The organism is Pseudaquabacterium terrae, assembly GCF_013266755.1.
GTDB lineage: Bacteria > Pseudomonadota > Gammaproteobacteria > Burkholderiales > Burkholderiaceae_C > Pseudaquabacterium > Pseudaquabacterium terrae.
On record NZ_JABRWJ010000006.1, the window covers coordinates 505,589 to 530,197 of the forward strand.

A 24,609-nucleotide genomic window follows, 5' to 3' on the forward strand; every position below is an offset into this window, starting at 1 on the left:
GCGAACCAAAACGAATCTAACTAGGGAAAACCACGCCTTCAAACAAGGGAAGCGCAAGCTATAAAGAAAAAAAGAAAACGAAAACGAACCGAATCGCGCTCACTCCGCCCGGCCGGCGCTACCATCGCCGGCCCGACCCAACCCCGCTGCCTCCCATGCGTCATCCCGCATCCGATCCGAACGTTCGCCTGCACCCGCCGCCGGCTGCCGGTGTCGCGCCGGCTGTCCCTGCCGTGCCGGCCGTACCGGCCGCGTGCGACGTGCTGGTCGTCGGCGGCGGCATCAATGGCGTGGGCATCGCGCGCGACCTGGCCGGCCGCGGTTTGTCGGTGGTTCTGGCCGAGCGCGAAGACCTGGCGCAGCACACCAGCTCGGCCTCGACCAAGCTGATCCACGGCGGGCTGCGCTACCTCGAGTACTACGAGTTCTCGCTGGTGCGCAAGGCGCTCGCCGAGCGTGAAGGCCTGCTGCGCGGCGCGCCGCACATCATGCGGCCGCTGCGCATCGTGATGCCGCACGATCCGTCGATGCGCCCGGCCTGGATGCTGCGCGCCGGGCTGTTCCTGTACGACCACCTCGCCAAGCGCGAGATGCTGCCGGGCTCGAACGCGGTCGACCTGCGCCGCGATGTCACCGGCGCGGCGCTGAAGAAGCACTACACCAAGGGCTTCGTCTATTCGGACGGCTGGGTCGACGACGCGCGGCTCGTGGTGCTGTGCGCGATCGATGCGGTCGAGCGCGGCGCGACGGTGCTGACGCGCTGCGCGGTGACCAGCGCGATGCGTGGCGCGGCGGGCGCCGGCTGGACCGCGACGCTGCAGTCCGAAGACGGCAGCGCGACCACCGTGAAGGCCCGTGCGGTGGTCAATGCCGCCGGCCCGTGGGCCGAACGCTTCCTGCGCGAGCAGGCGCAGCAGCAGGGCGTCAAGTCGCTGCGGCTCGTCAAGGGCAGCCACATCGTCGTGCCCAAGCTGTTCGACCACGACCATGCCTACATCTTCCAGAACCCCGACAAGCGCATCATCTTCGTGCAGCCCTACGAGGGTGACTTCACGCTGATCGGCACCACCGATGTCGAGCACAACGGCGCGATCGGCGCCGCGCGCATCGACGAGGACGAAGTGCGTTATCTCTGCGAGCAGTCCAGCCGCTATTTCGACCAGCCGATCCGGCCCGCCGACGTGGTGTGGAGCTACTCCGGCGTGCGCCCGCTGATCGACGACGAGTCGAGCGATGCCGCAGCGGTGACGCGCGACTACCTGCTCGAGCTCGACACGGCCGGCGGCGCGCCGCTGCTGAACGTCTGGGGCGGCAAGCTGACCACCTTCCGCCTGCTCGGCGAAGAAGCCGCCGACTTGCTGGCCGGCCCGCTGCAGGCAAAGAAGGCCGCGTGGACGCACGGCGCGGTGCTGCCGGGCGGCGACCTGTCGCGCTGGATCGGCCCGCCGAACAAGGCCTCGCGGCCCGATGCCGATCTGCGCCGCTTCGTGCAGGCGCTGCAGCGGCGCTATCCGGTGCTGCCGGAAAAGGTGCTCGCGCGCTGGGCCCGCCTGTACGGCGCACGCGTCGAGCTGCTGATGGCCGGCGGCGCGCCGGGCGCGGAAGTCGCCCCCGGCGTCTACGAAGCCGAGCTGCGCTACCTGGCCGAACACGAATGGGCCCGCTCGGCCGACGACATCCTGTGGCGTCGCACCAAGCTCGGCCTGCATCTGGACGATGCGCAGCGCGCGCGCATCAGCGCCTGGTGCGATGAACACCTCGCCGCGCCCGGGCGCGACGGCAAAGCGACTCTGGAGCGTGCATGGAACTGAAGTTGGAAGGGGTCTCCAAGCAGGTCGGGGCGGCAACGCACCTGTACCCGCTGGACTTCGTTTTGCACCCGCGTGCAGTCACCGTGTTGCTGGGCGCGACGCAGGCCGGCAAGACTTCGCTGATGCGCCTGATGGCCGGCCTCGATGCGCCGAGCCAGGGCCGCGTGAAGGTCGACGGCCACGATGTCACCGGCGTGCCGGTGCGCGAACGCAACGTCGCGATGGTCTACCAGCAGTTCATCAACTACCCGTCGATGACGGTGGCCGACAACATCGCCTCGCCGCTGAAGCTGCGCGGCGGCAGCACGCGCGCAACGATCGCCAAGCGGGTCGAGGAGCTGGCGCGCAAGCTCCACATCGAGCCGTTCCTGAAGCGGCTGCCGGCCGAGCTGTCGGGCGGCCAGCAGCAGCGTGTCGCGCTGGCGCGCGCGCTGGCCAAGGGCGCGCCGCTGATGCTGCTCGACGAGCCGCTGGTCAACCTCGACTACAAGCTGCGCGAAGAGCTGCGCGAGGAGCTGTCGGAGCTGTTCGCCGCCGGCGATTCGACGGTCGTCTATGCCACCACCGAGCCGACCGAGGCGCTGCTGCTCGGCGGCTACACAGCGGTGATGGATGCCGGCGAGGTGCTGCAGTACGGGCCGACCGCCGAGGTCTTCCACCGGCCGAAGTCGATCCGCGTCGCGCGCGCGTTCAGCGACCCGCCGATGAACCTGGTCGAGGCGCGTGCCGCATCGCTGGGCGTGCAGCTGAGTTCGGGCCTGCAGCTGATGGTGCCGCTGCAAAAGAGCTTCGACAGCGGCTTGACGGTGGGCCTGCGCGCCGGCGCGCTGCGCGTGCACCAGCGGCCGGGCGACGTCGCGCTGCCGGGCAAGGTGGAGCTGGCCGAAATCTCCGGCTCCGACACCTTCGTGCACGTGCACACCGACGCCGGCGAACTCGTCGCGCAACTGACCGGCGTGCACTACTTCGACCTCGGGCAACCGATCACGCTGTACCTGGACCCCTCGCAGGCCTACGTGTTCGACCCGCGCGGCGACCTGCTGGTCGCCCCGCCGGCCAAGGGAAACTAATGCCCCGACGCTCACTTCGTTCACTGCCCCCCGAGGGGGCGCAAGCCTCCCTTGGGGCGGCCCGGCAGGAGGCTTGATCATGGCCCGCATCGACCTCGACCTCGCGCACTCGTACCGCCCGAATCCGAAGCAGGACAGCGACTACGCGCTGCTGCCGCTGAAGATGACGTTCAACGACGGCGGCGCCTATGCCTTGCTCGGCCCCTCGGGCTGCGGCAAGAGCACGATGCTGAACATCATCTCGGGCCTCGTCGCGCCGTCGCACGGCAAGGTGCTGTACGACGGCAAGGATGTCACGCTGAAGACGCCGCAGCAGCGCAACATCGCGCAGGTGTTCCAGTTCCCGGTGATCTACGACACGATGACGGTGGCCGAGAACCTCGCGTTCCCGCTGCGCAACCGCGGCGTGGCGCCGGATCGCATCAAGGCGCGTGTCGGCCAGATCGCCGAAATGCTCGAAATGAGCGGCCAGATGGACCAGCGCGCCGCCGGCCTGACGGCCGATGCGAAGCAGAAGATCTCGCTCGGCCGCGGCTTGGTGCGCGAGGACGTCTCGGCGGTGCTGTTCGACGAGCCGCTGACGGTGATCGACCCGCACCTGAAGTGGCAGCTGCGGCGCAAGTTGAAGCAGATCCACCACGAGCTGAAGCTGACGCTGATCTACGTCACCCACGACCAGGTCGAGGCGCTGACCTTCGCCGACCAGGTGGTGGTGATGACGCGTGGCCGCGCGGTGCAGATCGGCTCGGCCGATGCGCTGTTCGAGCGGCCGGCGCACATGTTCGTCGGCCACTTCATCGGCTCGCCGGGCATGAACTTCCTGCCGGCCGCGCTGCTGCCGAAGGCGCCGGCGCAGGCCGCGACCATCGGCGTGCGGCCCGAGTACGTGACGCTCGCCGTGCCCGGCGCGCCGGGCGCGCTGCAGGCCGAGGTGGTGCAGGCGCAGGACATCGGCACCTACTGGCTGATGAGCGCGCGCATCGGCGAGACCGCCGTGCGCGTGCGCCTGAGCCCGGACGCCGGCGTACCGCGGGTGGGCGAGACGGTGTGGCTGGGCCTCGTCGGCCAGCACACCTGCTGGTACGGCGCGAACGAAGAACTCATCGAATTGAGCGAAGGGGCGGTGGCATGAAGCCGGTCAACCAAAAGGCCTGGTGGCTGGTGCTGCCGGTGTTCATCTGCGTCGCCTTCTCGGCGGTGCTGCCGCTGATGACCGTCGTCAACTACTCGGTGCAGGACATCATCTCGCCCGAGCGTCGCGTCTTCGTCGGCACCGAATGGTTCGCCGCGGTGATGCGCGACAGCGATCTGCACGCCGCGCTGCTGCGCCAGCTGACCTATTCGCTGGCCGTGCTGCTGGTCGAGATTCCGCTCGGCATCCTGCTCGCGTTGTCGATGCCGGCGACCGGCTGGAAGGCGTCCGCGGTGCTGGTGATCGTCGCGCTGTCGCTCTTGATCCCGTGGAACGTGGTCGGCACGATCTGGCAGATCTACGGCCGCGCCGACATCGGATTGCTCGGCGCCGCGCTGCAGAAGCTGGGCATCGACTACAGCTACACCGGCAATTCGCGCGATGCCTGGATCACCGTGCTGGTGATGGACATCTGGCACTGGACGCCACTGGTCGCACTGCTGTGCTTCGCCGGGCTGCGATCGATTCCGGATGCGTACTACCAAGCCGCCCGAATCGACGGTGCCAGCAAGCTCGCAGTCTTCCGCTACATCCAGCTGCCGAAGATGCGCGGCGTGCTGATGATTGCCGTGCTGCTGCGCTTCATGGACAGCTTCATGATCTACACCGAGCCCTTCGTCCTCACCGGCGGCGGGCCCGGCAATGCGACGACCTTCCTGTCGCAATACCTGACGCAGAAAGCGGTCGGCCAGTTCGACCTCGGACCGGCGGCGGCGTTCTCGCTGATCTACTTCCTGATCATCCTGCTGGTCTGCTTCATCCTCTACAACTGGATGCAGCGCGTGGGCACGGGCGACAAGACGGAGGCCCCTCATGCATGACGGCAAATTCCAGAAGCGGACGATCTTCCTGATCGCCTACATCCTGTTCGCGCTGTTGCCCATCTACTGGATGGTCAACATGAGCTTCAAGACCAACGACGAGATCCTGTCGAGCTTCTCGATCTTTCCGCAGAACTTCACCTGGGCCAACTACAAGACGATCTTCACCGACGTCTCGTGGTACTCGGGCTACATCAACAGCCTGATCTACGTCGCGGTCAATACGCTGATCTCGATCACCGTCGCGCTGCCCGCCGCCTACGCCTTCTCGCGCTATTCGTTCCTCGGCGACCAGCAGCTGTTCTTCTGGCTGCTGACGAACCGCATGACGCCGCCGGCCGTGTTCCTGCTGCCCTTCTTCCAGCTCTACACGACGCTGGGCCTGATGGACACGCACCTCGCGGTGGCGCTGGCGCATCTGGTGTTCAACGTGCCGCTGGCGGTGTGGATCCTCGAAGGCTTCATGAGCGGCATCCCGCGCGAGATCGACGAAACCGCGTACATCGATGGTTATTCCTTCCCCCGCTTCTTCGTCACCATCTTCCTGCCGCTGATCAAGGCGGGCGTCGGCGTCGCGGCCTTCTTCTGCTTCATGTTCTCGTGGGTCGAGCTGCTGCTGGCGCGCACATTGACCAGCGTCAACGCGAAGCCGATCGTCGCGACGATGACGCGCACGGTCAGCGCTTCGGGGATGGACTGGGCCGTCCTGGCGGCAGCAGGCACCTTGACGATCGTGCCCGGCGCGATCGTGATCTGGTTCGTGCGTCACTACATCGCGAAGGGTTTCGCGATGGGCCGTGTCTAAGGAAATCGCCATGTTCGACTGGATGGTCTGGACCACCCCGGTGGCCGTGTTCTTCACCTGCATCGCGCTGACGCTCGTCGGCATGACGGTGTGGGAGATCAAGGCGCCCAACATCAAGCGCAAGGGCTTCCTGCCGATTGCGACGACCCGGGGCGACCGCCTCTTCATCGGCCTGCTCAGCGCCGCCTACATCAACCTCGCCTTCGTCGGCCTGGCCGGCAAGCTGACCCAGTGGTTCAGGCTCGATGCCGAGCCCAGCATCTGGATCAGTTTCGTGATCTCGATGGGCGCACTGGCGCTGATCATGCGCAAGGGCTAGCGCCCTCGTTTGAGCGGGATCCGGCCCGGAGCTTCCCCGGGGCCGTGGCACCCCACACACCATACGGGGAAGCACCCTGAGGAGATCAGCAATGAAGGTGCGTTACAGCGCGCTCGCCCTGGCCGCCGCTTGTGCGGTGACGGGTCACGCCCTGGCCGGCGAGGCCGAGGCGAAGAAGTGGATCGACAGCGAGTTCCAGCCGTCGACGCTGTCCAAGGACCAGCAGATGGCCGAGATGAAGTTCTTCATCGAGGCAGCCAAGAAGCTCTCGGCCAAGGGCGTCAAGGAAATCTCGGTCGTCTCCGAGACGATCACGACCCATGAATACGAATCGAAGACCATGGCCAAGGCCTTCGAGGAAATCACCGGCATCAAGGTCAAGCACGACCTGATCCAGGAAGGCGACGTCGTCGAGAAGCTGCAGACCTCGATGCAGTCCGGCAAGTCGATCTACGACGGCTGGATCTCCGATTCCGACCTGATTGGCACCCACTATCGCTACGGCAAGGTGCTGAACCTGACCGACTACATGGCCGGCGCCGGCAAGGAGTTCACCAACCCCAGCCTCGACCTGAAGGACTTCATCGGCACCAAGTTCACGACCGCGCCGGACGGCAAGCTGTACCAGCTGCCCGACCAGCAGTTCGCCAACCTGTACTGGTTCCGCGCCGACCTGTTCGCGCGCAAGGACCTGCAGGACAAGTTCAAGGCCAAGTACGGCTATGACCTGGGCGTGCCGCTGAACTGGAGCGCGTACGAGGACATCGCCGACTTCTTCACCAACGACGTGAAGAACATCGACGGCAAGGCCATCTACGGCCACATGGACTACGGCAAGAAGGACCCGTCGCTGGGCTGGCGCTTCACCGATGCGTGGCTGTCGATGGCCGGCACCGCCGACATCGGCACGCCGAACGGCCTGCCGATCGACGAGTGGGGCATCCGCGTCGGCGCCGACAAGTGCACGCCGGTCGGTGCCTCGGTCGAGCGTGGTGGTGCGGCCAATTCGCCGGCCGCCGTCTACGCGCTGACCAAGTACGTCGACTGGATGAAGAAGTACGCGCCCAAGGAAGCCACCGGCATGACCTTCGGCGAAGCCGGCCCGGTGCCGGCGCAGGGCCAGATCGCTCAGCAGATCTTCTGGTACACGGCCTTCACGGCCGACATGACCAAGAAGGGCCTGCCGGTCGTCAACGAGGACGGCACGCCGAAGTGGCGCATGGCGCCCGGCCCGAACGGCCCGTACTGGAAGCAGGGCATGCAGAACGGCTACCAGGACGTCGGCTCGTGGACCTTCTTCAAGGACCACGACGCCAACAAGACGGCCGCGGCCTGGCTGTACGCGCAGTTCATCACCGCCAAGTCGACGTCGCTGAAGAAGACCATCGTCGGCCTGACGCCGATCCGCGAATCGGACATCCAGAGCAAGGCGATGACCGACCTGGCGCCCAAGCTCGGCGGGCTTGTCGAGTTCTACCGCAGCCCGGCGCGCGTGGCCTGGAGCCCGACCGGCACCAACGTGCCCGACTACCCGAAGCTCGCGCAGCTGTGGTGGAAGAACGTGGCCCAGGCAGTGACCGGCGAGAAGACGCCGCAGGGCGCGATGGACACGCTGGCCGAAGAGATGGACCAGGTGCTGTCGCGCCTGGAGCGCGCCGGCATGGCCAAGTGCGCGCCCAAGCTCAACGCCAAGGGCGACCCGGCCAAGTACCTGAGCGACAAGGCCGCGCCGTGGGCCAAGCTGGCCAACGAGAAGCCGAAGGGCGAGACGATCGACTACAACAAGCTGCTCGCCGCCTGGAAGGCCGGCAAGGTGCGCTGACCGCCTGACGGCCTGACGCGCCTGATGCGGGCCCCCGGACCGAGGGGGTCCGGGACCCCGCATCGCATGTTCATTGTTCTGAATGCCTCCAGTTCACTCCGGCGGTGCGGGTTCCCCCCGCTCCGTGCGGAGTGCTTTTTGGTCTGCAATGCGTAGTGATTGGAGGTCTCGATCATGCGCAGCAAGTCCGCCAGCTCCACCAATCCCGACCCCTACCGGGCTGCACTGGCCATCGGCGAATCGCTGGCCGAGATCGCGCCCGAAGTGGTGTTTCTGCACACCACCGTGCACTACTCCGATTGGCATGAATTCATCGAAGGCCTGTACGACGGCTTGGGGCACCGCGACGTGCGCCTGGTCGGCGCCAGCGGGGACGGCATCCACGAAGCCGGCCGCACGGTCGACGTCGGCGCTGCGGCGCTGGGCCTGAACAGCGGCGGCCAGGTGCGCTGGCATGTCGCGTTTGCGCGCGGCGTCAAGAACGATCCCGAGGCCACGGTGCGCGCCGCATTGGCAACGCTAGCTGACAAACTGGGCGGCCGCACGCCGGCGCTCTACTACTTCATCTCCGACTTCGACACCGACGCCAGCCGCATCGAGACCGTGCTGCGCGACGAGGTCAGCGTGCCGGTGGTCGGCGGCATGGCCGGCGACGACAACGACCGCATGGACCACTGCTCGCTGTTCGCCGACGGCGAGCGGCTCGACGACGCGGTGGTGATGCTGGCCGCGGAAGGCGCGCTCGACTTCCGCGTGCACATCGGCAACTCGATCCGCCCGGTCGGCCGGCCGGGGCGCGTGCAGGCCGCCGAAGGCAAGGTCGTGCACCGCATCGATGGCGTCGACGCCACCGAGTTCGTCACGCGCGAGTCGGGCAAGCCGTTCCTGCGTGCCGACCAGGGCATCGTCACGCTGGCGGTACTGAACACCGCCGGCCCTGGCGAGAAGCGGCTGCGCGCGGTGGCCAAGGACCGCGGCGAAGCAGCAGGCTCACTGGCGCTGCACGGCGGCATCCACACCGACGACGACGTGCAGGTCTGCGTCAGCAGCCCGCAAGACCTGCTGCATGAAGTGCAAACCCTCGCCGCCGGCGCCGCGGCCGACGGCTTCGACCCCGCCGCCGCGCTGGTGATCACCTGCGCCGGCCGCAAGTGGCTGGTCGGCGGCAACATCCGCTACGAGGTCGACGCGGTGTTCGGCGCCTTCGGCCGCACGCTGCCGCTGGCCGGCTTCGCGTCCTTCGGCGAGATCGGCCCGCTGCGTCACGACGGCCAGTACACCCGCAACCTGTTCCACAACATGACCTTCGTGCTGCTGCTGATCGGCAGCAATGGCAGCTGACCACCGTCACATGCCCGACCCGAGCGACCGCCCGCTGTTCCTGACGCCGTGTGACCCGGCGCCGGCGGGCTTTCGCCAGGTGATGCTGGCCAAGCGCCACCTGCTGGCCGGGCCGGTCGCGGTGCTGGTGAACGACCTGGCGCAGTGGCAGGCCTGCAGCGCCGGTTTCGGCGACCGGCTGATCGGCCTGGTGTTGACGCCGACGGCGGCCGCGCAGCCGCACTGCGAGCGCCTGGCGCCGCTGGCCTGGCATCTGGCGATCCCGGCCGACTGGCTGCCTGCGGCGCCGAGCATCTTCGGCGGCTGGCTGCAATCGATCGCCGAGGCCGATGCGCAAGGCCAGCAGGTCTTTGCGCTCGAACACCGCATGGAGCGGGTCGGCCGCGAGTTCGAGCTGACGCGCCACGACTACAACGAGCTGACCGGCCGGCTGCAGCACCAGGTGCAGCAGTTGCTCGCGACGCAGGGTGAGCTGGGCCGGCTGAACGAAACCCTCGAAGCGCGCGTCGCCGAGCGCACCGCCGACCTCGGCCGCGCCAACGAAGGCCTGTACCAGGCGCTCGCCGAGCTGAAGGCCACTCAGAACGAGCTGCTGAAGAGCGCCGAGCTCGCGCACCTGGGCGCGCTGGTCGCCGGCATCGCGCACGAGCTGAACACGCCGATCGGCAATGCGCTGACGGTGGCCACCGCGCTGTCGCACGAGACCGCGCAGCTGCGCGCCGAACGCGAGGCCGGCGGCATCCGCCGCAGCTCGCTCGACCGGCTGCTCGCGCGCGTCGACGAGATCGCGCTGGTGCTGGAGAAGAACCTGGTGCGCGCGGCGGACATCATTCACCACACCAAGCCGCTGGCGGTCGACCGGCTGAGCGAGCAGCGCCGGCGCTTCCGCGTCGCCGAGGTGATCGACGACACGCTGGCTGCGCTGAGCCCGCAGCTGCGGCGCGCGCCGGTGACGCTGGCGGTGCAGGTCGACGGCACGGTCGAGATGGACAGCTTCCCGGGCGCGCTGGGCACCGTGCTGTCGAACCTGGTGACCAACGCGCTGACGCACGCCTTCGAAGGGCGCGACCAGGGCCGCATGCAGCTGCAGGCGCGGCCCTGCGACGACGGCCAGCTCGAGATGGTCTTCAGCGACGACGGCGCCGGCATGGCGCCGGCGGTGCTCGGCCGCGTCTTCGAGCCGTTCTTCACCACCCAGCTCGGCCGCGGCGGCTCGGGCCTGGGGCTGTACATCACCTACAACCAGGTGCGCCGCATGCTGGGAGGCAACATCTCGGTCACCAGCACGGTCGGCCGGGGCACGTCGTTCCGCTTGCTGCTGCCGCGCATTGCGCCGCAGCCGGCCTGAGGGCGACGGGGTGGAGCGCAGGATGGGCACCTTCGATCTGCAGTGGGCGCAGCGGCGCGGCGTCGAGGCGGCGTTGACCGGCTGGCCGCCGCTGGCGGCGAGCGCCGACGCCGTGGCGCCGGACACCGACGACGCGCTGGTCTTCGCCGCCGAGGACGAGCTGGCGCTGCGCGCGCCGCTGGCGCCGCCGTGGTCGATCCTGGTCGTCGACGACGACCCGGAGGTGCACGAGGCGACGACGATCGCGCTCGACGGCGAGATCGTCGATGGCCGGCCGCTCGCCTTCCTGCATGCCTACAGCGCACGCGAGGCGCGCGCTCTGCTGGCCTCGACGCCGGACATCGCCGTCGTGCTGCTCGACGTGGTGATGGAGAACGAATACGCCGGCCTGCAGCTGGCGCGCGCGATCCGCGAGGACCTGGGCCTGGCGGAGGTGCGCATCGTGCTGCGCACCGGCCAGCCGGGTTATGCGCCCGAGCTGCAGGTGATCCGCGAGTACGACGTCAACGACTACAAGACCAAGTCCGAGCTGACGCGCACGCGGCTGGTGACGACGATCACCACCGCCGTGCGCAGCTACGAGCAGTTGCGCCGCATCCGCGCCAGCCAGGCCGGGCTGCAGCACATCGTGCATGCGGCGGCCGAGCTGGCGACCAAGCGCGAGCCGGTCGACTTCGCCGAGGGCGTGCTGCAGCAGGCGGCCGCGCTGCTGCGCGTCGCGCCGCACGGGCTGGTCTGCGCAGCGGTCGACGGTGGCGCGGACGAGGCGCTCGAATCGATGCGCGTGGTCTGGGCCGACGGGCCGTACCGGCCCTTGCGCGGCCGGACTGCCGAAGCGCTGGAGCCGGCGCTGCGCGTGCCGCTGCGGCGCTGCCTGGCCGAACGCCGCCACCACCATGCCGACGGCCGGCTGGTGCTGCACGTGGCCGCCGGACGCGCTCAGGCGATGCTGCTGATCGACCTGCCGCAGGCGCCCGACGACGCGTTGTGGCCGCTGCTCGCGGTGTTCGGCGTGCACCTGGCGGCCGGCTTCGCCAACGTGCAGCTGTTCAGCCGCCTGAACCACCTGGCGTACACCGACCGCCTGTGCGGGCTGCCGAACCGGCAGCGGCTGATCGAGCACATCGATAACCTTCAAAGTCAACGTCCAACGATCGACGCGCCGGCGCAGGCGCTGCTGCTGATCGACCTGCAGCAGTTCTCGCAGATCAACGATGCGCTCGGGCCGCGCGCCGGCGACCTGCTGCTGCTGGCGGTCGCCGCGCGCCTGCGCGAGCGCGCCGCAGACGGCCTGCTGCTGGCGCGCGTCGCCGCCGATGTCTTCGCACTGCTCGGCCCCGAGCAGCGCATCGATGCGGCGGCCGTCACGGCCGTCTTCGACACGCCGTTCCAGGTCGAGCGTTATCCGCTGCCGGTGCGCGCGACGCTCGGCCAGGTGCGGCTGGCCGACGTCGACGGCGACGGGCTCGATGCGCTGAAGTGCGCCAACATCGCGCTGAACCGCGCCAAGACGCAGGGTGATGCGCACTGCCACTACAGCCGCCGCATGGCCGGTGACCTGCGCCGCCGGCTGCGCTTGCTGAACGACTTGCAGGCGGCACTCGACCAGGCCGCGCCGGTCCAGCTGCAGCTGCACTACCAGCCCAAGGTTGCGCTGCCGCACGGCCGCATCGTCGGCGCCGAGGCGCTGCTGCGCTGGCGCACCGCGGCCGGCGACGAGGTGCCGCCGGAGCAGATCGTCTCGCTGGCCGAATCGGCCGGACTGATGGTCGCGCTCGGCGAGCGCGTGATGCATGCGGCCTGCCGCGCCGCCGCCGCATGGCGCGCCGGCGGCCACCCCGACTTCGGCATCGCGGTCAATGTCTCGCCGAGCCAGTTCCGCAGCCCCGGTTTCGTCGAGAGCGTCCAGCGCTGCCTGGCGGCCACCGGCCTGGCCGCCGCCGGCCTCGAGCTGGAGATCACCGAGACCATCGCGATGCAGGACATCGATGCAGTGATCGGCGTGCTGCATGCGCTGCGGCGCCTGGGCGTTCGCATCGCGCTCGACGACTTCGGCACCGGCTTCTCGTCGCTGGCCTACCTGCACCAGCTGCCGATCCACACGCTGAAGATCGACCGCTCGTTCCTGCGCGATTTTCCGGCGCCGCGCGGCCGCACGACGATGGCCGAGCTGGTCGTGCGGCTGGGCCGGCGCCTGAAGCTCGACCTCGTCGCCGAAGGCATCGAGACCGCCGCGCAGGCCCAGGCGCTCGAGCGCATGGGCTGCCGCGGCGGGCAGGGCTACCTGTTCTCGCCGCCGCTGGCCGAAGGCGCGTTCGCCGCGCTGCTCGCCGCGCGGCGCTGAACACTTCTGCCGCGCCGGCCGGCCGCGACGGCCAGCGGCAGGCTCATCGCCAGCAGGGCCCACGGCGCAGGCTCGTTCACTTGCGCAATGACGTCGGTGCCGACGCGCACCGCGAAATTGTCGACGCCGAGCTGCGTGTGCGCCGCGGTGCAGCTGCCCGCGTTGCAGGTCAGGCCGAGGTCGTAGCGGTAGCCGAAGTGGAGCGGTGCGCCGGTGGCGGAGAAGTCCGGCGCCAGCGTGCCGCCCAGGTCGACCCACGCCGACTCGTCGCTGAACAGCTGGTCGATCGTCAGCCACTGGCTGCCCAGGTCGATGCGCGTGCTGGTGTTCAGCACCGAATAGATCACGCCGCCCTGCTCGATCACCGGCCGCACGAAGCCGCTGACCGCACTGCTGATGCCGGTGGACAGCAGGCCGCGGGCATCGAACGAAAAGCGGATCGTCTCGACGGCGCCCTGCGTCGCGGGATTCCACGCCGCGCCGGCGAACACGTTGGCGATCACATCGCTGGTATTGCCGGGGCCGGCCGGCCGTGCGAAGTCGGTCAGCCAGAAGCTGCCACCGTTGCCGCCGGCCGCGGGTGCGGAGAAGCCGACCGCGGCGTTGCCGGTGTCGCGCAGCACCTGCTGCGCCCACTGAGCGGCCTGCATGTCGGCCACATCGGCGACCGTCGTGGTCACCAGCGTGGCCTGCGCGGCACCGGCGGCGGCGAGCAGCAGGCCGGCCAGCATCGATGTCATCGAGCTCTTCATTCGCGACTCCCGAAACAACAAAGGTGTCGCGATGTTGCGCAGCGGGCGTCTCCGCAGCGTCAATCGCAGCGCGGCTCGCGCAGCGCCGCACGCGCGGCGTCGAAGCCACTGGCCGGCGCGTCGGCCAGCAGCGGCGCCAGCGCGGCCTGCGCGCGTTCGGCCAGCGCCGGTTCGCGCGCCAGCGTGGCCAGCCGTGACCAGGCGCGCCAGCCGAGGTCGCGGTAGCCCTGGCTGTCGGCCAGCGTCGCCGCTTCGCGCACCCAGGCTGCGGCCGCGTCGCACGCCGGCGCGGCGCGGGCCTGCAGCAGCAGCGCGTCGGCCAGCACTTCCAGCAGCCCCGCCGGGCGCGCAATCGCCGCCATGCGCGCGGCGGCGGCCAGCGCATCGTCCGGGCGGCCGGCGGCGAGCGCGAACTCGACCTCCACCCGCGCCAGCCGCGCATGCACCAGCGGATGGGCGCTGCGCCAGCAGGCCGCCTGCAGCCGCGTGCGCAGCGCCTCGTCGGGCGATCGCTGCAAGGCCACCGCGGCCGTGACCTGCGCGGCCAGCAGCTGCGACAGCCGCAGCGGGTTGTCGTCGTCGCGCACCAGCGGCGCCGCGCGCTCGGCCTGCGCCAGCGCATCCTCGAAGCGGCCGCAGCAGGCCAGCAGGCGCGTGCGCCGGCCGTGCACCTCGCTGGCGAAGAGCTGCGAGCCCTGGCGCCGCGCCAGCTGCTCGGCCTGGTCGAGCGCCGCGGCGGCCTCGCCATAACGGCCGCCACTGGTCAAGGTCGAGCCCAGCACCAGCAGCGACAGCGTCTCGGTGTGCGCCACGCCCTTCCAGCTCGCCAGGCTGCGGCGGGCCATCGCCTCGGCCTGCGCCAGGTCGCCGAGCGCCTGGCACATCACCGCCAGGTCGTTCTCGATCGTCAGCCCGCAGCAGTACTCGGGATGGCGCTCGAGCAGCCGCTCGAAGGCCTCGCGCGCCGCCTGCGGCCGGCCGCCGAACCAGTGGATCTGGCCCTCGAAGCTGTCCAGCGACGGCCGCATCGGCTGCAGCCGGCGTGCCTCGGCGAGCAGCGCGTTGGCGTCGTCGATGTCCGGCTCGCGCATCGCCAGCTCGATCAGCACTTCGATCGCATGCACGCGTTCTTCGGCGCCCAGCCGCGGCAGCAGCGGCCGCAGCTGCGCGCTCATCCGGCGCGCTCGTGGCTGGTCGCCGGCGAAGACGCGGTTGTCGACCAGGCCGGCCAGCGTCTGCGCCTCGAGCTGGTCGCGCACCGCCGGGTCGGCGATCGCCGCCACCTGCTCGAGCACCGCCTCCAGCGCATCGCGGCCGGCGTCGAGGTCCTCGAACAGCGCGCACTCGGCCAGCGCCAGCCGCGCGCGGATCTGCAGCGCCGGGTCGTTGGCCTGCTGCGCGATCTGCTGCCACAGCGCGCGCGCCTCGTCGAGGCGGCCGAAGTCCTTGTGCTGCAGCGCGCCGCGGTGGCGCCAGGTCAACGCGGTCTGCGGCTCGCCGGCTTCCTGCCAGTGCTGCGCCAGCGCCAGCGGCGCGGCCAGCGGGCCGAGCGCCAGCGCGGCGCGCCGGTGCAGCCATTGGCGGCGCGGCAGCGACAGCGCGCTGGTGACCGCGCCGCGGATCAGGTCGTGGCGGCATTCGAGGCCGCCGGCTGATTCGACGAGCAGCCCGGCGGCGAGCGCCTGTTCGCAGCCGGTGACGCAGTCCGGCAGCGCGTGGTCGAGTCCGCTGACCGCTGCCAGCACCGGCAGAGCAACCGGCTGCGCCAGCACCGCGGCGGCTTCGAGCACCGCTTGCGCCGCCGGCGGCAGCGCGCGCAGCCGGCCCTGCAGCAGCTCGTTGCTGCGCTGGGGCACGGCCGCGGGGTCCGCCGCCGCGCTGTGCAGCTCGAGCGCGAAGAACGGGTTGCCGCCGCTGCGCTGCAGCAGGGCCTGGATGCGGTCCGCCGGCCAGTGCTCTAGCGGCCAATGGGCGCGGCAGAGGGCGTCGAGCCCGGCGGCGTCGAGCGCGCCGAGTGCGGCTTCGGCGAGCAGGCTGGCCGAGCGCAGCGCCTGCAGGGCCTGTTTCGCCGGCAGCGGCAGCGCATGGGTGCGCGCGGTCGCCACCCAGCGCAGCCGGCCGCGGTGGGCGACGAAGACCAGCCATTCGAGCGTCGCGACATCGCACCACTGCAGGTCGTCGACCAGCAGCAGCGGCGCGTGCTGCTCGATGAGCCGCGCCAGGCCTTCGAGCAGGCGCAGCTTCGCGGTGTGCGCATCCAGCGGCGGCAGCGGCTCGTCGGGTGCGATCTCCGGCAGCAGCCGCGCGATGTCGAGCCGGTAGGCACCGGCGGCGGCCAGCCAGCCGCGTTCGCGCCGCAGCAGCTCGGCGAGCGGGCCGAAGGGCACCGCCTCGAGTCCTTCGCGGCCCCGCAGCAGCGGTGCGCCGGGGAAGGTGGCGGTGACCAGCGCCGTCTTGCCGATGCCGGGTTCCCCGCCGACGACGGTGGCCGCCGCGCGCAGTGCGCGCAGGCTGGATTGCTCGGCGCCGCGGCCGGCCAGCGGCTGCGCGGCCGGCGCATACGTCAACGGCTGCGTGGCGGCCGTGTGTGTCAACGGGAGATCGGCGCCCGCGACGCTCGCGCGCCAGTGCCGCCACAGCGCGGCGGCTGCTTCAACCTGCGCGTGGGGCCGCAGCCGCTCCAGCGCGTCAGCGCTCGCCAGCTCCTGGGCCTGCCAGGCGTCGAAGAGCCGCGCCGCCGCCTCGCTGCCGCCGGCGGCCAGCGCCGCGCCGAGCGCGCGCTCGACCGCCTGCGACCAGGCACGGGTCAGCCGCTGGCGCTCGCCGTCGACCCACTGCTGGTAGTCCTCGAAGCCCGCAATGCGAAAGCCGTCGAGCAGAGCCCAAGGCCGCTGCGCGAGCAGGGTGTGCTCGTCCGGCGCGTCGAGCGTGGTCTCGAGCTGCTGCAAGTCGGTCGGCAGCGTCAGGCCGATGCGCTGGCGCTCGCTGCGCAGCGGGTCGGCTTCGAGGCCCCAGCCGCGCAGCTGCGTGCGCAGCCGGTGCAGGTTGACGCGCAGGTTGTGCAAGGCCTCGGCCGGCGGCCGGTCGGGCCAGAACAGGCATGCGGCGCGCTCGCGCTCGACCCAGCCGCGCTGCGCGGCGAGGTGGATCGCCAGCGCCGAGGGCAGCGTGCACGGCAGCAGCACGGCCTCGGCGCCATCGGTTTGCCAACTCGGCGATTGCAGCAGTCTGAGCATTCAGCAGCAGGGTGCGCGGCGAGCGTCTCCGCCGCGTCACTGTGCCATGCCCGGATGCGCTAGGCGGTCAGCCGGAACTGCGAGACGGTCTCGGTCAGCCGCGCCGCCTGGCCCTTCAGGCTCTCCGCCGCCGCGCTGCTCTGCTCGACCAGCGCCGCGTTCTGCTGCGTCATCGTGTCGAGGTCGTTGACGGCGATGCCGATCTGGCCGATGCCCGATTCCTGCTCGGCCGACGCGTGCGTGATCTCGGCGACCAAGGTCGAGACCTGCTGCACGCGGGCGACGATGTCGGCCATCGTCGCGCCGGCCTGCGTGACGAGGCGGCTGCCGCCGTCGATGCGCTCGACCGAATCGGAGATCAGCGTCTTGATCTCGCGCGCCGCCTGCGCACTGCGCTGCGCGAGGCTGCGCACCTCGGCGGCGACGACCGCGAAGCCGCGGCCCTGCTCGCCGGCGCGCGCCGCCTCGACCGCGGCGTTGAGCGCCAGGATGTTGGTCTGGAAGGCGATCGCGTCGATGACGCCGATGATCTCGGTGATCTTGCGGCTCGAGGCCTGGATTTCCTCCATGCGCCGCACCACCTCGTTGACCGTCGTGCCGCCGTCGCCGGCGACTTGCGCCGCCGAGCTGGCGAGGCTGCTCGCCTCGCGCGCCGAGTGGGTGTTGGCGCGCACCGTGTCGGTCAGCTGGGCCATCGAGGCGCTGGTTTCCTGCAGGTTCGAGGCCTGCTGCTCCGTGCGCGTCGACAGGTCGAGGTTGCCGTGCGCGATCTCGCCGCTGGCCACCGACACCGAATCGGCCGATTGCTTGATCCGCACGACCAGCGTGCGCAGGCCCGCCTGCATCTCGTGCATCGCGGCGAGCAGGCTCGAGTCGTCGCCCGAGCGCAGCGCGATGTCGACCCCCAGGTCGCCGGCGGCGATGCGGCGCGCGACGTCGCGGGCATAGGCCGGCTCGCCGCCGAGCTGGCGCACCAGCGCGCGGCCGATGCCGACACCGAGGCCGGCGCTCAGCAGCAGCGCCAGCACGCCGCCGCCGATCAGCCCGATGGTCGCGGTGGCGGCGCCCGCCTTCATCGAATCAGCGCCGGCGGCCGTGCGCTTGCCCTGCAGGTCGATCAGCGCCTGCATCGCGTCGATCCACTGCGTCTGCGGCTTCTGCACCTTGTCGATCAGCGTCTCGCTGGCCATTTCCTTCATGCCGCGCTGCGCCTGGTCCATCGCTTCGTCGAGCAGCGGCAGCACGACGCCGCGCAGCTCGCCGATCGTCGCGTAGAGCTTCTTCTCCTCGTCGTCGACGAGCAGCGCCGCCAGCGACGCGTAGGTGGCGTCGAAGCGCTTGCGGGCTTCGAGCTGCAGCTCCTTCTGCTTGGCCTGCACGGCGCTGTCGCGGGTGACGATCAGGTTGCGCACCGAGCGCGCGCTTTCCTCCAGCTCGGCGCGCAGGCGCCAGGCCATGTCGGTCTTCTGGTTGTTCTGGCGCACGATGACGTCGACGCCCTGCGAGGTGCGGTGCAGCACCCAGCCGGCGCTGCCGGCGATCAGCACCAGCAGCAGCGACGACAGGCCGAAGCCGAGCGCGAGGCGGCGCCCGACGGTGAGGTGGCGAATCCAGCTCATGGAGTCTCCTGGGATCTGGTTGGACAAGGGCTTGATTGGGGCAAGCGGCGACCAGAATCCCCCACACGCAATGGTCTATATCGGCTGACAGAGCGATGTCCTGAAATCGCGAACTTTCCGGCCTCAGTTCCGTGCCGCGTGCCATCATTCACGGGATGCAAGGCGTGCCCGACGCGTTCGACCATCCGGCCGACCGAGCCCGTTTCCGCCGCCTGGCCGGGGTCGAGGGCATCGAGCTGTACCGCGCGCACATCGTGCGCCACGCCTTCGAGCCGCATGCGCACGACGGCTTCGGCCTCGGCGCGATTCACAGCGGCGTCGAGCGCTTCCGCTACCGCGGCAGCGACCACCTGGCCGGCCGCGGCTCGCTGGTGCTGATGAACCCCGAGGTGCTGCACACCGGCCGTGCCGAGAGCGACGGCGGCTGGCGCTACCGCATGGTCTACATCGCGCCGGCGCTGGTCGAGGCCATCAGCGGCCAGCGCGGCTGGTGGTTCGCGCAGCCGGTCGGCCACGACCCCGCCACGGCGCAGCGCCTGGCCGCGCTGCTCGACGCGCTGTGGGCCGCCGCCGACGATGCGCTCGCGGCGCAGGGCCTGCTGCTCGAGACGCTGCAGCTGCTGCAGCCGTGGGCGCGGGCCAATGCGGGCGATGACGCGCCGGCCGGCCGCAGCGCCGATCGGGCCGACGCCCGCGCACTCGCGCTGATGCATGACCGCCTGGCCGATCCGCTGCAGCTCGACGAGCTGGCCGCCGCGGCCGGCTTCAGCCCCTTTCACTTCCAACGCCGCTTCAAGGCGCAGCAAGGCGTCACGCCGCACCAGATGCTGATGGCGCTGCGCCTCGCGCGGGCCAAGCAGCTGCTGGCGGCCGGTCGCGCGCCGGCAGCGGTGGCCGCCGAGGTCGGGCTGGCCGACCAGGCGCACCTGACGCGGCGCTTCGCCCGCATGTACGGCGTCACGCCGGCGCGTTACCAGCGCCAGCTCGGGTTGTAGGGCCGGCGATGTCGATGCCGCGCGCCGTGCCGCTCTTCGCCGCGTGCATGCTGGCGGCGCTGGCGGCCTCGCCCGCGCACGCCGCGGTCGACGAGGAAGGCCTGGAGCAGGTTTATGGCGACCGCTCGACGATCAGCATCGCCACCGGCCGGCGCCAGCCGATCCAGCGTGCGCCGGCGGTGGCCACCGTGATCACCGCCGACGACATCGCCGCGCTCGGCGCCACCGATCTCGACGAGGTGCTGGCGACGGTGCCGGGCCTGCACGTCGGGCGCGGCCACATCGAGCTGATGGCGCTGTACCTGATCCGCGGCATCTACCACCGCATCAACCCGCAGACGCTGGTGCTGCTCAACGGCATGCCGATGACGACGCTGTTCGTCGGCAACCGCGGGCTGGCCTGGAGCAGCTTTGCGCTCGACGACATCGCGCGCATCGAGGTCATCCGCGGCCCCGGCTCGGCGCTGTACGGCGCCGATGCCTATGCCGGCGTGATCAACCTGATCACCAAGTCGGCTGCCGAGCACGACGGCCACGAAGCCGGGCTGCGGGTCGGCTCGTTCGGGCGCCGCGAGGGTTATTGGCAGTACGGCGGGCGACGCGGCCCGCTCGACGTCGCGGCCTACCTGCACCTGGGCCGCAGCGACGGTCCGCGCAACCGCATCGAGGCCGACGCGCAGACCGCGCTCGATGCGCTGTTCGGCACCCGTGCCAGCCTGGCGCCCGGGCCGATCAGCAACGGCCACGAGGCGGTCGATGCGCGGCTCGAGCTGGCGCATGAACGCTGGCGCCTGCGCACCGCCTGGATGCTGCGCGACAAGGTCGGCGCCGGGGCCGGCGTCGCCGAGGCGCTGGACCCGGTCGGCGTGATCCGCACCGACCATCGTTTCGCCGAGCTGTCGCTCACCGAGCAGCCGCTGGGTCCCGATTGGCGGCTGAACCTCGGCGTCGGCTGGCACGGCTACTCGCAATACCACCACCGCCCGCTGCAGCTGTTCCCGCCCGGTGCCTTCGGCGGCAGCTTCCCGAACGGCATGTTCGGCGCGCCCAACACCTGGGAGCGCCAGTGGCGCCTGTCGGCGGCGCTGGTCTACACCGGGCTGGCGCGGCACCGGTTGCGCATCGGCGTCGGTTTCGACGACCTCGACCTGTACCGCACCCAGGAATTCAAGAACTTCAACATCATCACCAGCGGCCCCGCTGCCGGGCTGCCGGTGCCGATCGGCGATGGTTCGACGGTCGTTTCCGCGTCGCCGGGCGACATCTTCCTGCTGCCGCAGCACCGCACGGTGCGCTATGCCTACCTGCAGGACGAGTGGGACCTGGCGAAAGACTGGTCGCTGACCGCCGGCGTGCGCCACGACCGGTTCTCCGACGCCGGCCACACCACCAACCCGCGCGCCGGCCTGGTCTGGCACGCCGACTACGAGCTCACCGCCAAGCTCTTGTACGGCCACGCCTTCCGCGCACCGGCCTTCAACGAGCAGCACAGCATCAACAACCCGGTCGAGCGCGGCAACCCGGCGCTGAAGCCCGAGACGATTCGCACGCTGGAGGCGGTGCTGGCCTGGCAGGGGGGCTCGTGGCAGGGGCAGCTCAGCGTCTTTCGCCACCGCATGCGCGACATCATCCGCGCGGTGCCGGACGTCGCGTCCGTCGGCAGCAGCTACCAGAACACCGGCGCCCAGCGCGGCCGTGGGCTGGAGGCCGAGTTCCGCTGGGATGTCACGCGCGAGTTGCGCCTGGCCGGCCACGCCGCCTGGCAGCGCTCGACCGACGAGGCCACCGGCCGCGATCCCGGCTACGCGCCGCGCCGGTTGCTGAACCTGCGCGCCGACTGGACGCTGCCGCAGGCCTGGCAGCTCGGTATGCAGGTGCGCGAGGTGGCCGGCCGCCGCCGTCCGCCGGGCGATGCGCGCGCGCCGCTGGCCGATTACACGAACTGGGATGCCCACCTGCGCAGCCCCGCCTTCGCCGGCGGCTGGCGCGTGATGCTGGCCGTCAACAACGTCTTCGACGCCGACCGCCGCGAGCCGAGCACCGCGCCGGGTGTGTCCCTGCCGAACGACATTCCGCTGCCCGGGCGAGCGGCGGTGCTGCAGGCGAGCTGGCGTTTCTGACGCCGCCGCGGGCCGGGATCAGCCCGGCGCGGCGTGGTCCAGCTGCGAGAAGCGCACCGGCAGCAGCTCACGCGTGGCGAGTGCGCCATCGAGCGTCTTCTGCACCACGATCAGCCGCTGCGCATCGGGCGGCCCGGCCGGCAGCACCAGGCGGCCGCCGAGCTTGAGCTGCGCGATCAGTGCCGGCGGGATCTGCTCCGGCGCGGCGGTGACGATGATCTTGTCGAACGGTGCCTGCTCGGGCCAGCCGTGGTTGCCGTCGCCGATGCGCAGCTCGACGTTGTCGCAGCCGGCGTCGGCGAGGCGCCGCCGCGCCTGCAGCGCCAGCGTCTCGATCAGCTCGACGCTGTAGACCCGCCGCGCCAGCGCCGACAGCACCGCGCACTGGTAACCCAGGCCGGTGCCGATCTCCAGCACGCGGTCGGTCGGCTGCAGCTCGAGCAGGTCGGTCATCACCGCGACGATGAAGGGCTGCGAGATCGTCTTGTCGCAGCCGATCGGCAGCGGGCGGTTCAGGTAGGCCAGCGGCCGCAGCAGCGGCGGCACGAAGAGGTGCCGCGGCACGTCGCCGAGCGCGTCGAGCACGCGGCGCTGCAGCGCGGCCTTGCCGAGCTGGCCGCAGCTGAACACCGTCATCGCGACGATCTCGCCGATCATCGTCTGGCGCAGTTCGGAGAATTCGGTATCGGTCATGAGGTGCCGCCCTGACCCATCGCCCGACCATCGTACGCCGCTGGCGCGCCAGCGCAATCCGGTACAAGACCGCGCGAATGCGGGGGCCTAAGCTCTTCCGGCATGTGGATCGGAACTTCGTACGCGCTCGCCGCCGGCCTGATGTGGGGCCTGGTCTTCATCGGCCCCTTGCTGCTGCCGGACTACCCGGCGGCGCTGCTGTCCTTCGGCCGCTACGTCGCCTTCGGGCTGATCGCCGTGCCGCTGGCCTGGGCTGATCGGGCGAAGCTCGCGCAACTGTCGCGTGCCGACTGGCTGGAAGCGGCGCGGCTCGGGCTCATCGGCAACATCGTCTACTACCTGTTCCTCGCCAGCGCGATCCAGCAGGCCGGCGGGCCGCTGCCGACGATGATCATCGGCACGCTGCCGGTGTTGATCGCGCTCGCTTCGCGGCTGCGCGAGCGCGGCCGCGGCGATGCCGCCCTCGGCTGGACACAGCTCGCGCCCTCGCTGCTGCTGATAGGCGCCGGCATCGCCTGCGTCAACCAGGTCGAGCTCGACGCGCTGCGCGCCGCCCCGGCCGCCGACTTCGGGCGTTATGCCGCCGGCGCCGCACTGGCCGTCGGCGCGCTGCTGTGCTGGACCTGGTATCCGATCCGCAACGCCGACTGGCTGCGCGCCCACCCCGACCGCAGCCCGCGCGCCTGGGCCACCGCGCAAGGCCTGGCGACGCTGCCGATGGCGCTGGCCGGCTACCTCGGCTGGATGCTGTGGGCGTCGTTCGCCGAGCCGGCGTTCGCTCTGCCGCTCGGCCCGCGGCCCGAACGCTTCCTGGCGCTGATGTTCGCGATCGGCCTGTTCGCGTCCTGGCTCGGCACGCTGTGCTGGAACGCCGCCAGCCAGCGCCTGCCGACCGCGCTGGTCGGCCAGCTGATCGTCTTCGAGACGCTCGCCGCGCTGGCCTATGCGCTGGCGCTGCGCGGCGACGCGCCGGCGCCGGCGACGCTGATCGGCGCCGCGCTGCTCGTGGCGGGGGTCGTGTGGGCGCTGCGCACGCCGCGCGGCCTGCGGCTTGCCTGAACTCGCCCCGTGATCAGGCGCCGGCCAGCGCCTCGTCGACCAGCTCGATCCAGTGCGCGACGCGCGTCGTCGTGCCGCCTTGCAGGTGCTGGATGCAGCCGATGTTCGCCGAGACGATGACCGCGGGCTCGAGCGCGCCGAGGTGGCCGAGCTTGCGGTCGCGCAATTGCTTGGCAAGTTCAGGCTGCAGCACCGAATAGGTGCCGGCCGAGCCGCAGCACAGGTGGCTTTCGTTCAGCGGCAGCGTGACCTCGAAGCCGAGGGCGCGCAGGCCCGCCTCGACGCCGCCGCGCAGCTGCTGCCCGTGCTGCAAGGTGCATGGTGGATGGAAGGCGAGCTTGCGTGCATCGGCGCGGCGCAGCTTCGGCTGCAGCGCAGCCACGAGCTCCGGCAGCAGCTCCGACAGGTCCCTGGTCAGCGCCGCGATGCGCCGGGCCTTGTCGGCATACGCCGGATCACGCGCCAGCGCGTGGCCGTAGTCCTTGACCATCACGCCGCAGCCCGACGCGTTCATCACGATCGCCTCGACCTCGCCGCGCTCGACCTGCGGCCACCAGGCATCGATGTTGCGGCGCATGTCGGCCAGGCCGCCGTCGTGGTCGTTCAGGTGCGTGCGCAGCGCGCCGCAGCAGCCGGCGTCCGGCGCCACCCGCGTCTGGATGCCGGCGGCATCGAGCACGCGCGCGGTCGCGGCGTTGATGTTCGGCAGCATCGAGGGCTGCACGCAGCCGGCGAGCAGCAGCACCTTGCGCGCATGCGTGCGGCGCGGCCAGTGATGTGCGCGCGGCGGCGCGGCGGCCGGCACTTTGTCCTGCAGCGCCTTGGGCACGAAGGGCCGCGCCAGCTTGCCCAGCGCCATTGCCGGCGCGAACAGCGGCGACGGCAGCCCTTCCTTCAGCAGCCAGCGCTGCATCCGCTCGGCCGCCGGCCGCTCGACCTTGCGCTCGACGATCCGACGGCCGATCTCGACCAGCGCGCCGTACTGCACGCCGGATGGGCAGGTGGTTTCGCAGTTGCGGCAGGTCAGGCAGCGGTCCAGGTGCAGCTGCGTCGCGCTGGTCGGCGCCTGGCCCTCGAGGACCTGCTTGATCAGGTAGATGCGGCCACGCGGACCGTCGAGCTCGTCGCCGAGCAATTGGTAGGTCGGGCAGGTTGCGGTGCAGAAGCCGCAGTGCACGCACTTGCGCAGGATGGCTTCGGCGGTCTCGCCGTCGGGCGTGCCCTTGAACTCGGGGGCGAGGTCGGTCTGCATATGTCTCTGC

General features: G+C 70.8%; 18 protein-coding genes. 13 read left to right on the plus strand and 5 right to left on the minus strand.

Annotated elements, in window-relative coordinates; all coding sequences use genetic code 11:
• Positions 1-155: 155 nt before the first annotated feature.
• The 10 genes from glpD to HLB44_RS21630 all read left to right on the plus strand — a co-directional run bounded on the left by glpD (position 156) and on the right by HLB44_RS21630 (position 12,873).
• Entirely contained in the window at positions 156-1,811 is a 1,656-nt protein-coding gene (gene glpD, locus HLB44_RS21585; RefSeq protein ID WP_173126779.1) for a glycerol-3-phosphate dehydrogenase, read from the plus strand.
• Positions 1,802-2,881 (plus strand): ABC transporter ATP-binding protein, encoded by a 1,080-nt coding sequence (locus HLB44_RS21590; RefSeq protein ID WP_173126782.1) that lies wholly within the window; start codon positions 1,802-1,804, stop codon positions 2,879-2,881. Before glpD ends, HLB44_RS21590 begins: the two co-directional genes overlap by 10 nt.
• Before the next feature lie 79 nt (positions 2,882-2,960).
• Positions 2,961-4,013: an ABC transporter ATP-binding protein gene (locus HLB44_RS21595; RefSeq protein WP_173126785.1), complete on the plus strand. Its 1,053-nt coding sequence runs from the start codon at positions 2,961-2,963 to the stop codon at positions 4,011-4,013.
• Positions 4,010-4,894: a carbohydrate ABC transporter permease gene (locus HLB44_RS21600; protein WP_173126788.1), complete on the plus strand. Its 885-nt coding sequence runs from the start codon at positions 4,010-4,012 to the stop codon at positions 4,892-4,894. Before HLB44_RS21595 ends, HLB44_RS21600 begins: the two co-directional genes overlap by 4 nt.
• Positions 4,887-5,699 carry a carbohydrate ABC transporter permease gene (locus HLB44_RS21605; protein WP_173126791.1) on the plus strand — a complete coding sequence of 271 codons (813 nt, stop codon included), beginning with the start codon at positions 4,887-4,889 and terminating at the stop codon, positions 5,697-5,699. Before HLB44_RS21600 ends, HLB44_RS21605 begins: the two co-directional genes overlap by 8 nt.
• 10 nt (positions 5,700-5,709) lie before the next feature.
• Positions 5,710-6,018 (plus strand): DUF2160 domain-containing protein, encoded by a 309-nt coding sequence (locus tag HLB44_RS21610; protein ID WP_173126794.1) that lies wholly within the window; start codon positions 5,710-5,712, stop codon positions 6,016-6,018.
• Positions 6,019-6,109: 91 nt separating this feature from the next.
• Entirely contained in the window at positions 6,110-7,840 is a 1,731-nt protein-coding gene (locus HLB44_RS21615; protein ID WP_173126796.1) for an ABC transporter substrate-binding protein, read from the plus strand.
• Between the two features lie 174 nt (positions 7,841-8,014).
• Positions 8,015-9,181 (plus strand): FIST signal transduction protein, encoded by a 1,167-nt coding sequence (locus HLB44_RS21620; protein WP_173126799.1) that lies wholly within the window; start codon positions 8,015-8,017, stop codon positions 9,179-9,181.
• Positions 9,182-9,191: 10 nt separating this feature from the next.
• Entirely contained in the window at positions 9,192-10,529 is a 1,338-nt protein-coding gene (locus HLB44_RS21625; RefSeq protein WP_173126801.1) for a sensor histidine kinase, read from the plus strand.
• Between the two features lie 22 nt (positions 10,530-10,551).
• Positions 10,552-12,873 carry an EAL domain-containing response regulator gene (locus HLB44_RS21630; protein WP_173126804.1) on the plus strand — a complete coding sequence of 774 codons (2,322 nt, stop codon included), beginning with the start codon at positions 10,552-10,554 and terminating at the stop codon, positions 12,871-12,873.
• Here HLB44_RS21630 and HLB44_RS21635 read toward each other — a convergent pair.
• The 3 genes from HLB44_RS21635 to HLB44_RS21645 all read right to left on the minus strand — a co-directional run bounded on the left by HLB44_RS21635 (position 12,810) and on the right by HLB44_RS21645 (position 18,480).
• Complete coding sequence (locus HLB44_RS21635; RefSeq protein WP_173126807.1) at positions 12,810-13,613, minus strand: hypothetical protein; 804 nt, start codon at positions 13,611-13,613, stop codon at positions 12,810-12,812. The genes HLB44_RS21630 and HLB44_RS21635 overlap by 64 nt on opposite strands.
• A gap of 71 nt (positions 13,614-13,684) precedes the next feature.
• The gene (locus HLB44_RS21640) at positions 13,685-16,861 is read right to left on the minus strand and encodes an ATP-binding protein (RefSeq protein WP_173126810.1); all 3,177 of its coding nucleotides are present in this window, start codon (positions 16,859-16,861) and stop codon (positions 13,685-13,687) included.
• A 59-nt stretch (positions 16,862-16,920) separates the two neighbouring features.
• On the minus strand, positions 16,921-18,480 hold the full coding sequence (locus HLB44_RS21645) for a methyl-accepting chemotaxis protein (RefSeq protein WP_173126813.1): 1,560 nt from the start codon (positions 18,478-18,480) through the stop codon (positions 16,921-16,923).
• 155 nt (positions 18,481-18,635) lie between these two features.
• On the opposite strand from HLB44_RS21645, the gene HLB44_RS21650 reads away from it, so the two are divergent.
• Positions 18,636-19,475, plus strand: coding sequence for an AraC family transcriptional regulator (locus HLB44_RS21650; RefSeq protein WP_173126816.1), 840 nt, complete (start codon positions 18,636-18,638; stop codon positions 19,473-19,475).
• A gap of 8 nt (positions 19,476-19,483) precedes the next feature.
• Positions 19,484-21,595: a TonB-dependent receptor plug domain-containing protein gene (locus tag HLB44_RS21655; RefSeq protein WP_173126819.1), complete on the plus strand. Its 2,112-nt coding sequence runs from the start codon at positions 19,484-19,486 to the stop codon at positions 21,593-21,595.
• A gap of 18 nt (positions 21,596-21,613) precedes the next feature.
• Here HLB44_RS21655 and HLB44_RS21660 read toward each other — a convergent pair whose 3' ends face one another.
• The gene (locus HLB44_RS21660; protein WP_246312376.1) at positions 21,614-22,288 is read right to left on the minus strand and encodes a protein-L-isoaspartate(D-aspartate) O-methyltransferase; all 675 of its coding nucleotides are present in this window, start codon (positions 22,286-22,288) and stop codon (positions 21,614-21,616) included.
• A 102-nt stretch (positions 22,289-22,390) separates the two neighbouring features.
• On the opposite strand from HLB44_RS21660, the gene HLB44_RS21665 reads away from it, so the two are divergent.
• On the plus strand, positions 22,391-23,347 hold the full coding sequence (locus HLB44_RS21665; protein WP_173126822.1) for a DMT family transporter: 957 nt from the start codon (positions 22,391-22,393) through the stop codon (positions 23,345-23,347).
• 13 nt (positions 23,348-23,360) lie between these two features.
• Here the strand turns inward: HLB44_RS21665 and glcF are convergent, their stop codons facing one another.
• Entirely contained in the window at positions 23,361-24,599 is a 1,239-nt protein-coding gene (gene glcF / locus HLB44_RS21670) for a glycolate oxidase subunit GlcF (protein WP_173126825.1), read from the minus strand.
• Between the last annotated feature and the right edge of the window lie 10 nt (positions 24,600-24,609).

Excerpts from the sequence above, each read along its gene's own strand:
- glpD (WP_173126779.1), top strand. The coding sequence starts at position 156 with ATGCGTCATCCCGCATCCGATCCGAACGTTCGCCTGCACCCGCCGCCG.
- HLB44_RS21590 (WP_173126782.1), top strand. The coding sequence starts at position 1,802 with ATGGAACTGAAGTTGGAAGGGGTCTCCAAGCAGGTCGGGGCGGCAACG.
- HLB44_RS21595 (WP_173126785.1), top strand. The coding sequence starts at position 2,961 with ATGGCCCGCATCGACCTCGACCTCGCGCACTCGTACCGCCCGAATCCG.
- HLB44_RS21600 (WP_173126788.1), top strand. The coding sequence starts at position 4,010 with ATGAAGCCGGTCAACCAAAAGGCCTGGTGGCTGGTGCTGCCGGTGTTC.
- HLB44_RS21605 (WP_173126791.1), top strand. The coding sequence starts at position 4,887 with ATGCATGACGGCAAATTCCAGAAGCGGACGATCTTCCTGATCGCCTAC.
- HLB44_RS21610 (WP_173126794.1), top strand. The coding sequence starts at position 5,710 with ATGTTCGACTGGATGGTCTGGACCACCCCGGTGGCCGTGTTCTTCACC.
- HLB44_RS21615 (WP_173126796.1), top strand. The coding sequence starts at position 6,110 with ATGAAGGTGCGTTACAGCGCGCTCGCCCTGGCCGCCGCTTGTGCGGTG.
- HLB44_RS21620 (WP_173126799.1), top strand. The coding sequence starts at position 8,015 with ATGCGCAGCAAGTCCGCCAGCTCCACCAATCCCGACCCCTACCGGGCT.
- HLB44_RS21625 (WP_173126801.1), top strand. The coding sequence starts at position 9,192 with ATGCCCGACCCGAGCGACCGCCCGCTGTTCCTGACGCCGTGTGACCCG.
- HLB44_RS21630 (WP_173126804.1), top strand. The coding sequence starts at position 10,552 with ATGGGCACCTTCGATCTGCAGTGGGCGCAGCGGCGCGGCGTCGAGGCG.
- HLB44_RS21635 (WP_173126807.1), bottom strand. The coding sequence starts at position 13,613 with ATGACATCGATGCTGGCCGGCCTGCTGCTCGCCGCCGCCGGTGCCGCG.
- HLB44_RS21640 (WP_173126810.1), bottom strand. The coding sequence starts at position 16,861 with ATGCTCAGACTGCTGCAATCGCCGAGTTGGCAAACCGATGGCGCCGAG.
- HLB44_RS21645 (WP_173126813.1), bottom strand. The coding sequence starts at position 18,480 with ATGAGCTGGATTCGCCACCTCACCGTCGGGCGCCGCCTCGCGCTCGGC.
- HLB44_RS21650 (WP_173126816.1), top strand. The coding sequence starts at position 18,636 with ATGCAAGGCGTGCCCGACGCGTTCGACCATCCGGCCGACCGAGCCCGT.
- HLB44_RS21655 (WP_173126819.1), top strand. The coding sequence starts at position 19,484 with ATGTCGATGCCGCGCGCCGTGCCGCTCTTCGCCGCGTGCATGCTGGCG.
- HLB44_RS21660 (WP_246312376.1), bottom strand. The coding sequence starts at position 22,288 with ATGACCGATACCGAATTCTCCGAACTGCGCCAGACGATGATCGGCGAG.
- HLB44_RS21665 (WP_173126822.1), top strand. The coding sequence starts at position 22,391 with ATGTGGATCGGAACTTCGTACGCGCTCGCCGCCGGCCTGATGTGGGGC.
- glcF (WP_173126825.1), bottom strand. The coding sequence starts at position 24,599 with ATGCAGACCGACCTCGCCCCCGAGTTCAAGGGCACGCCCGACGGCGAG.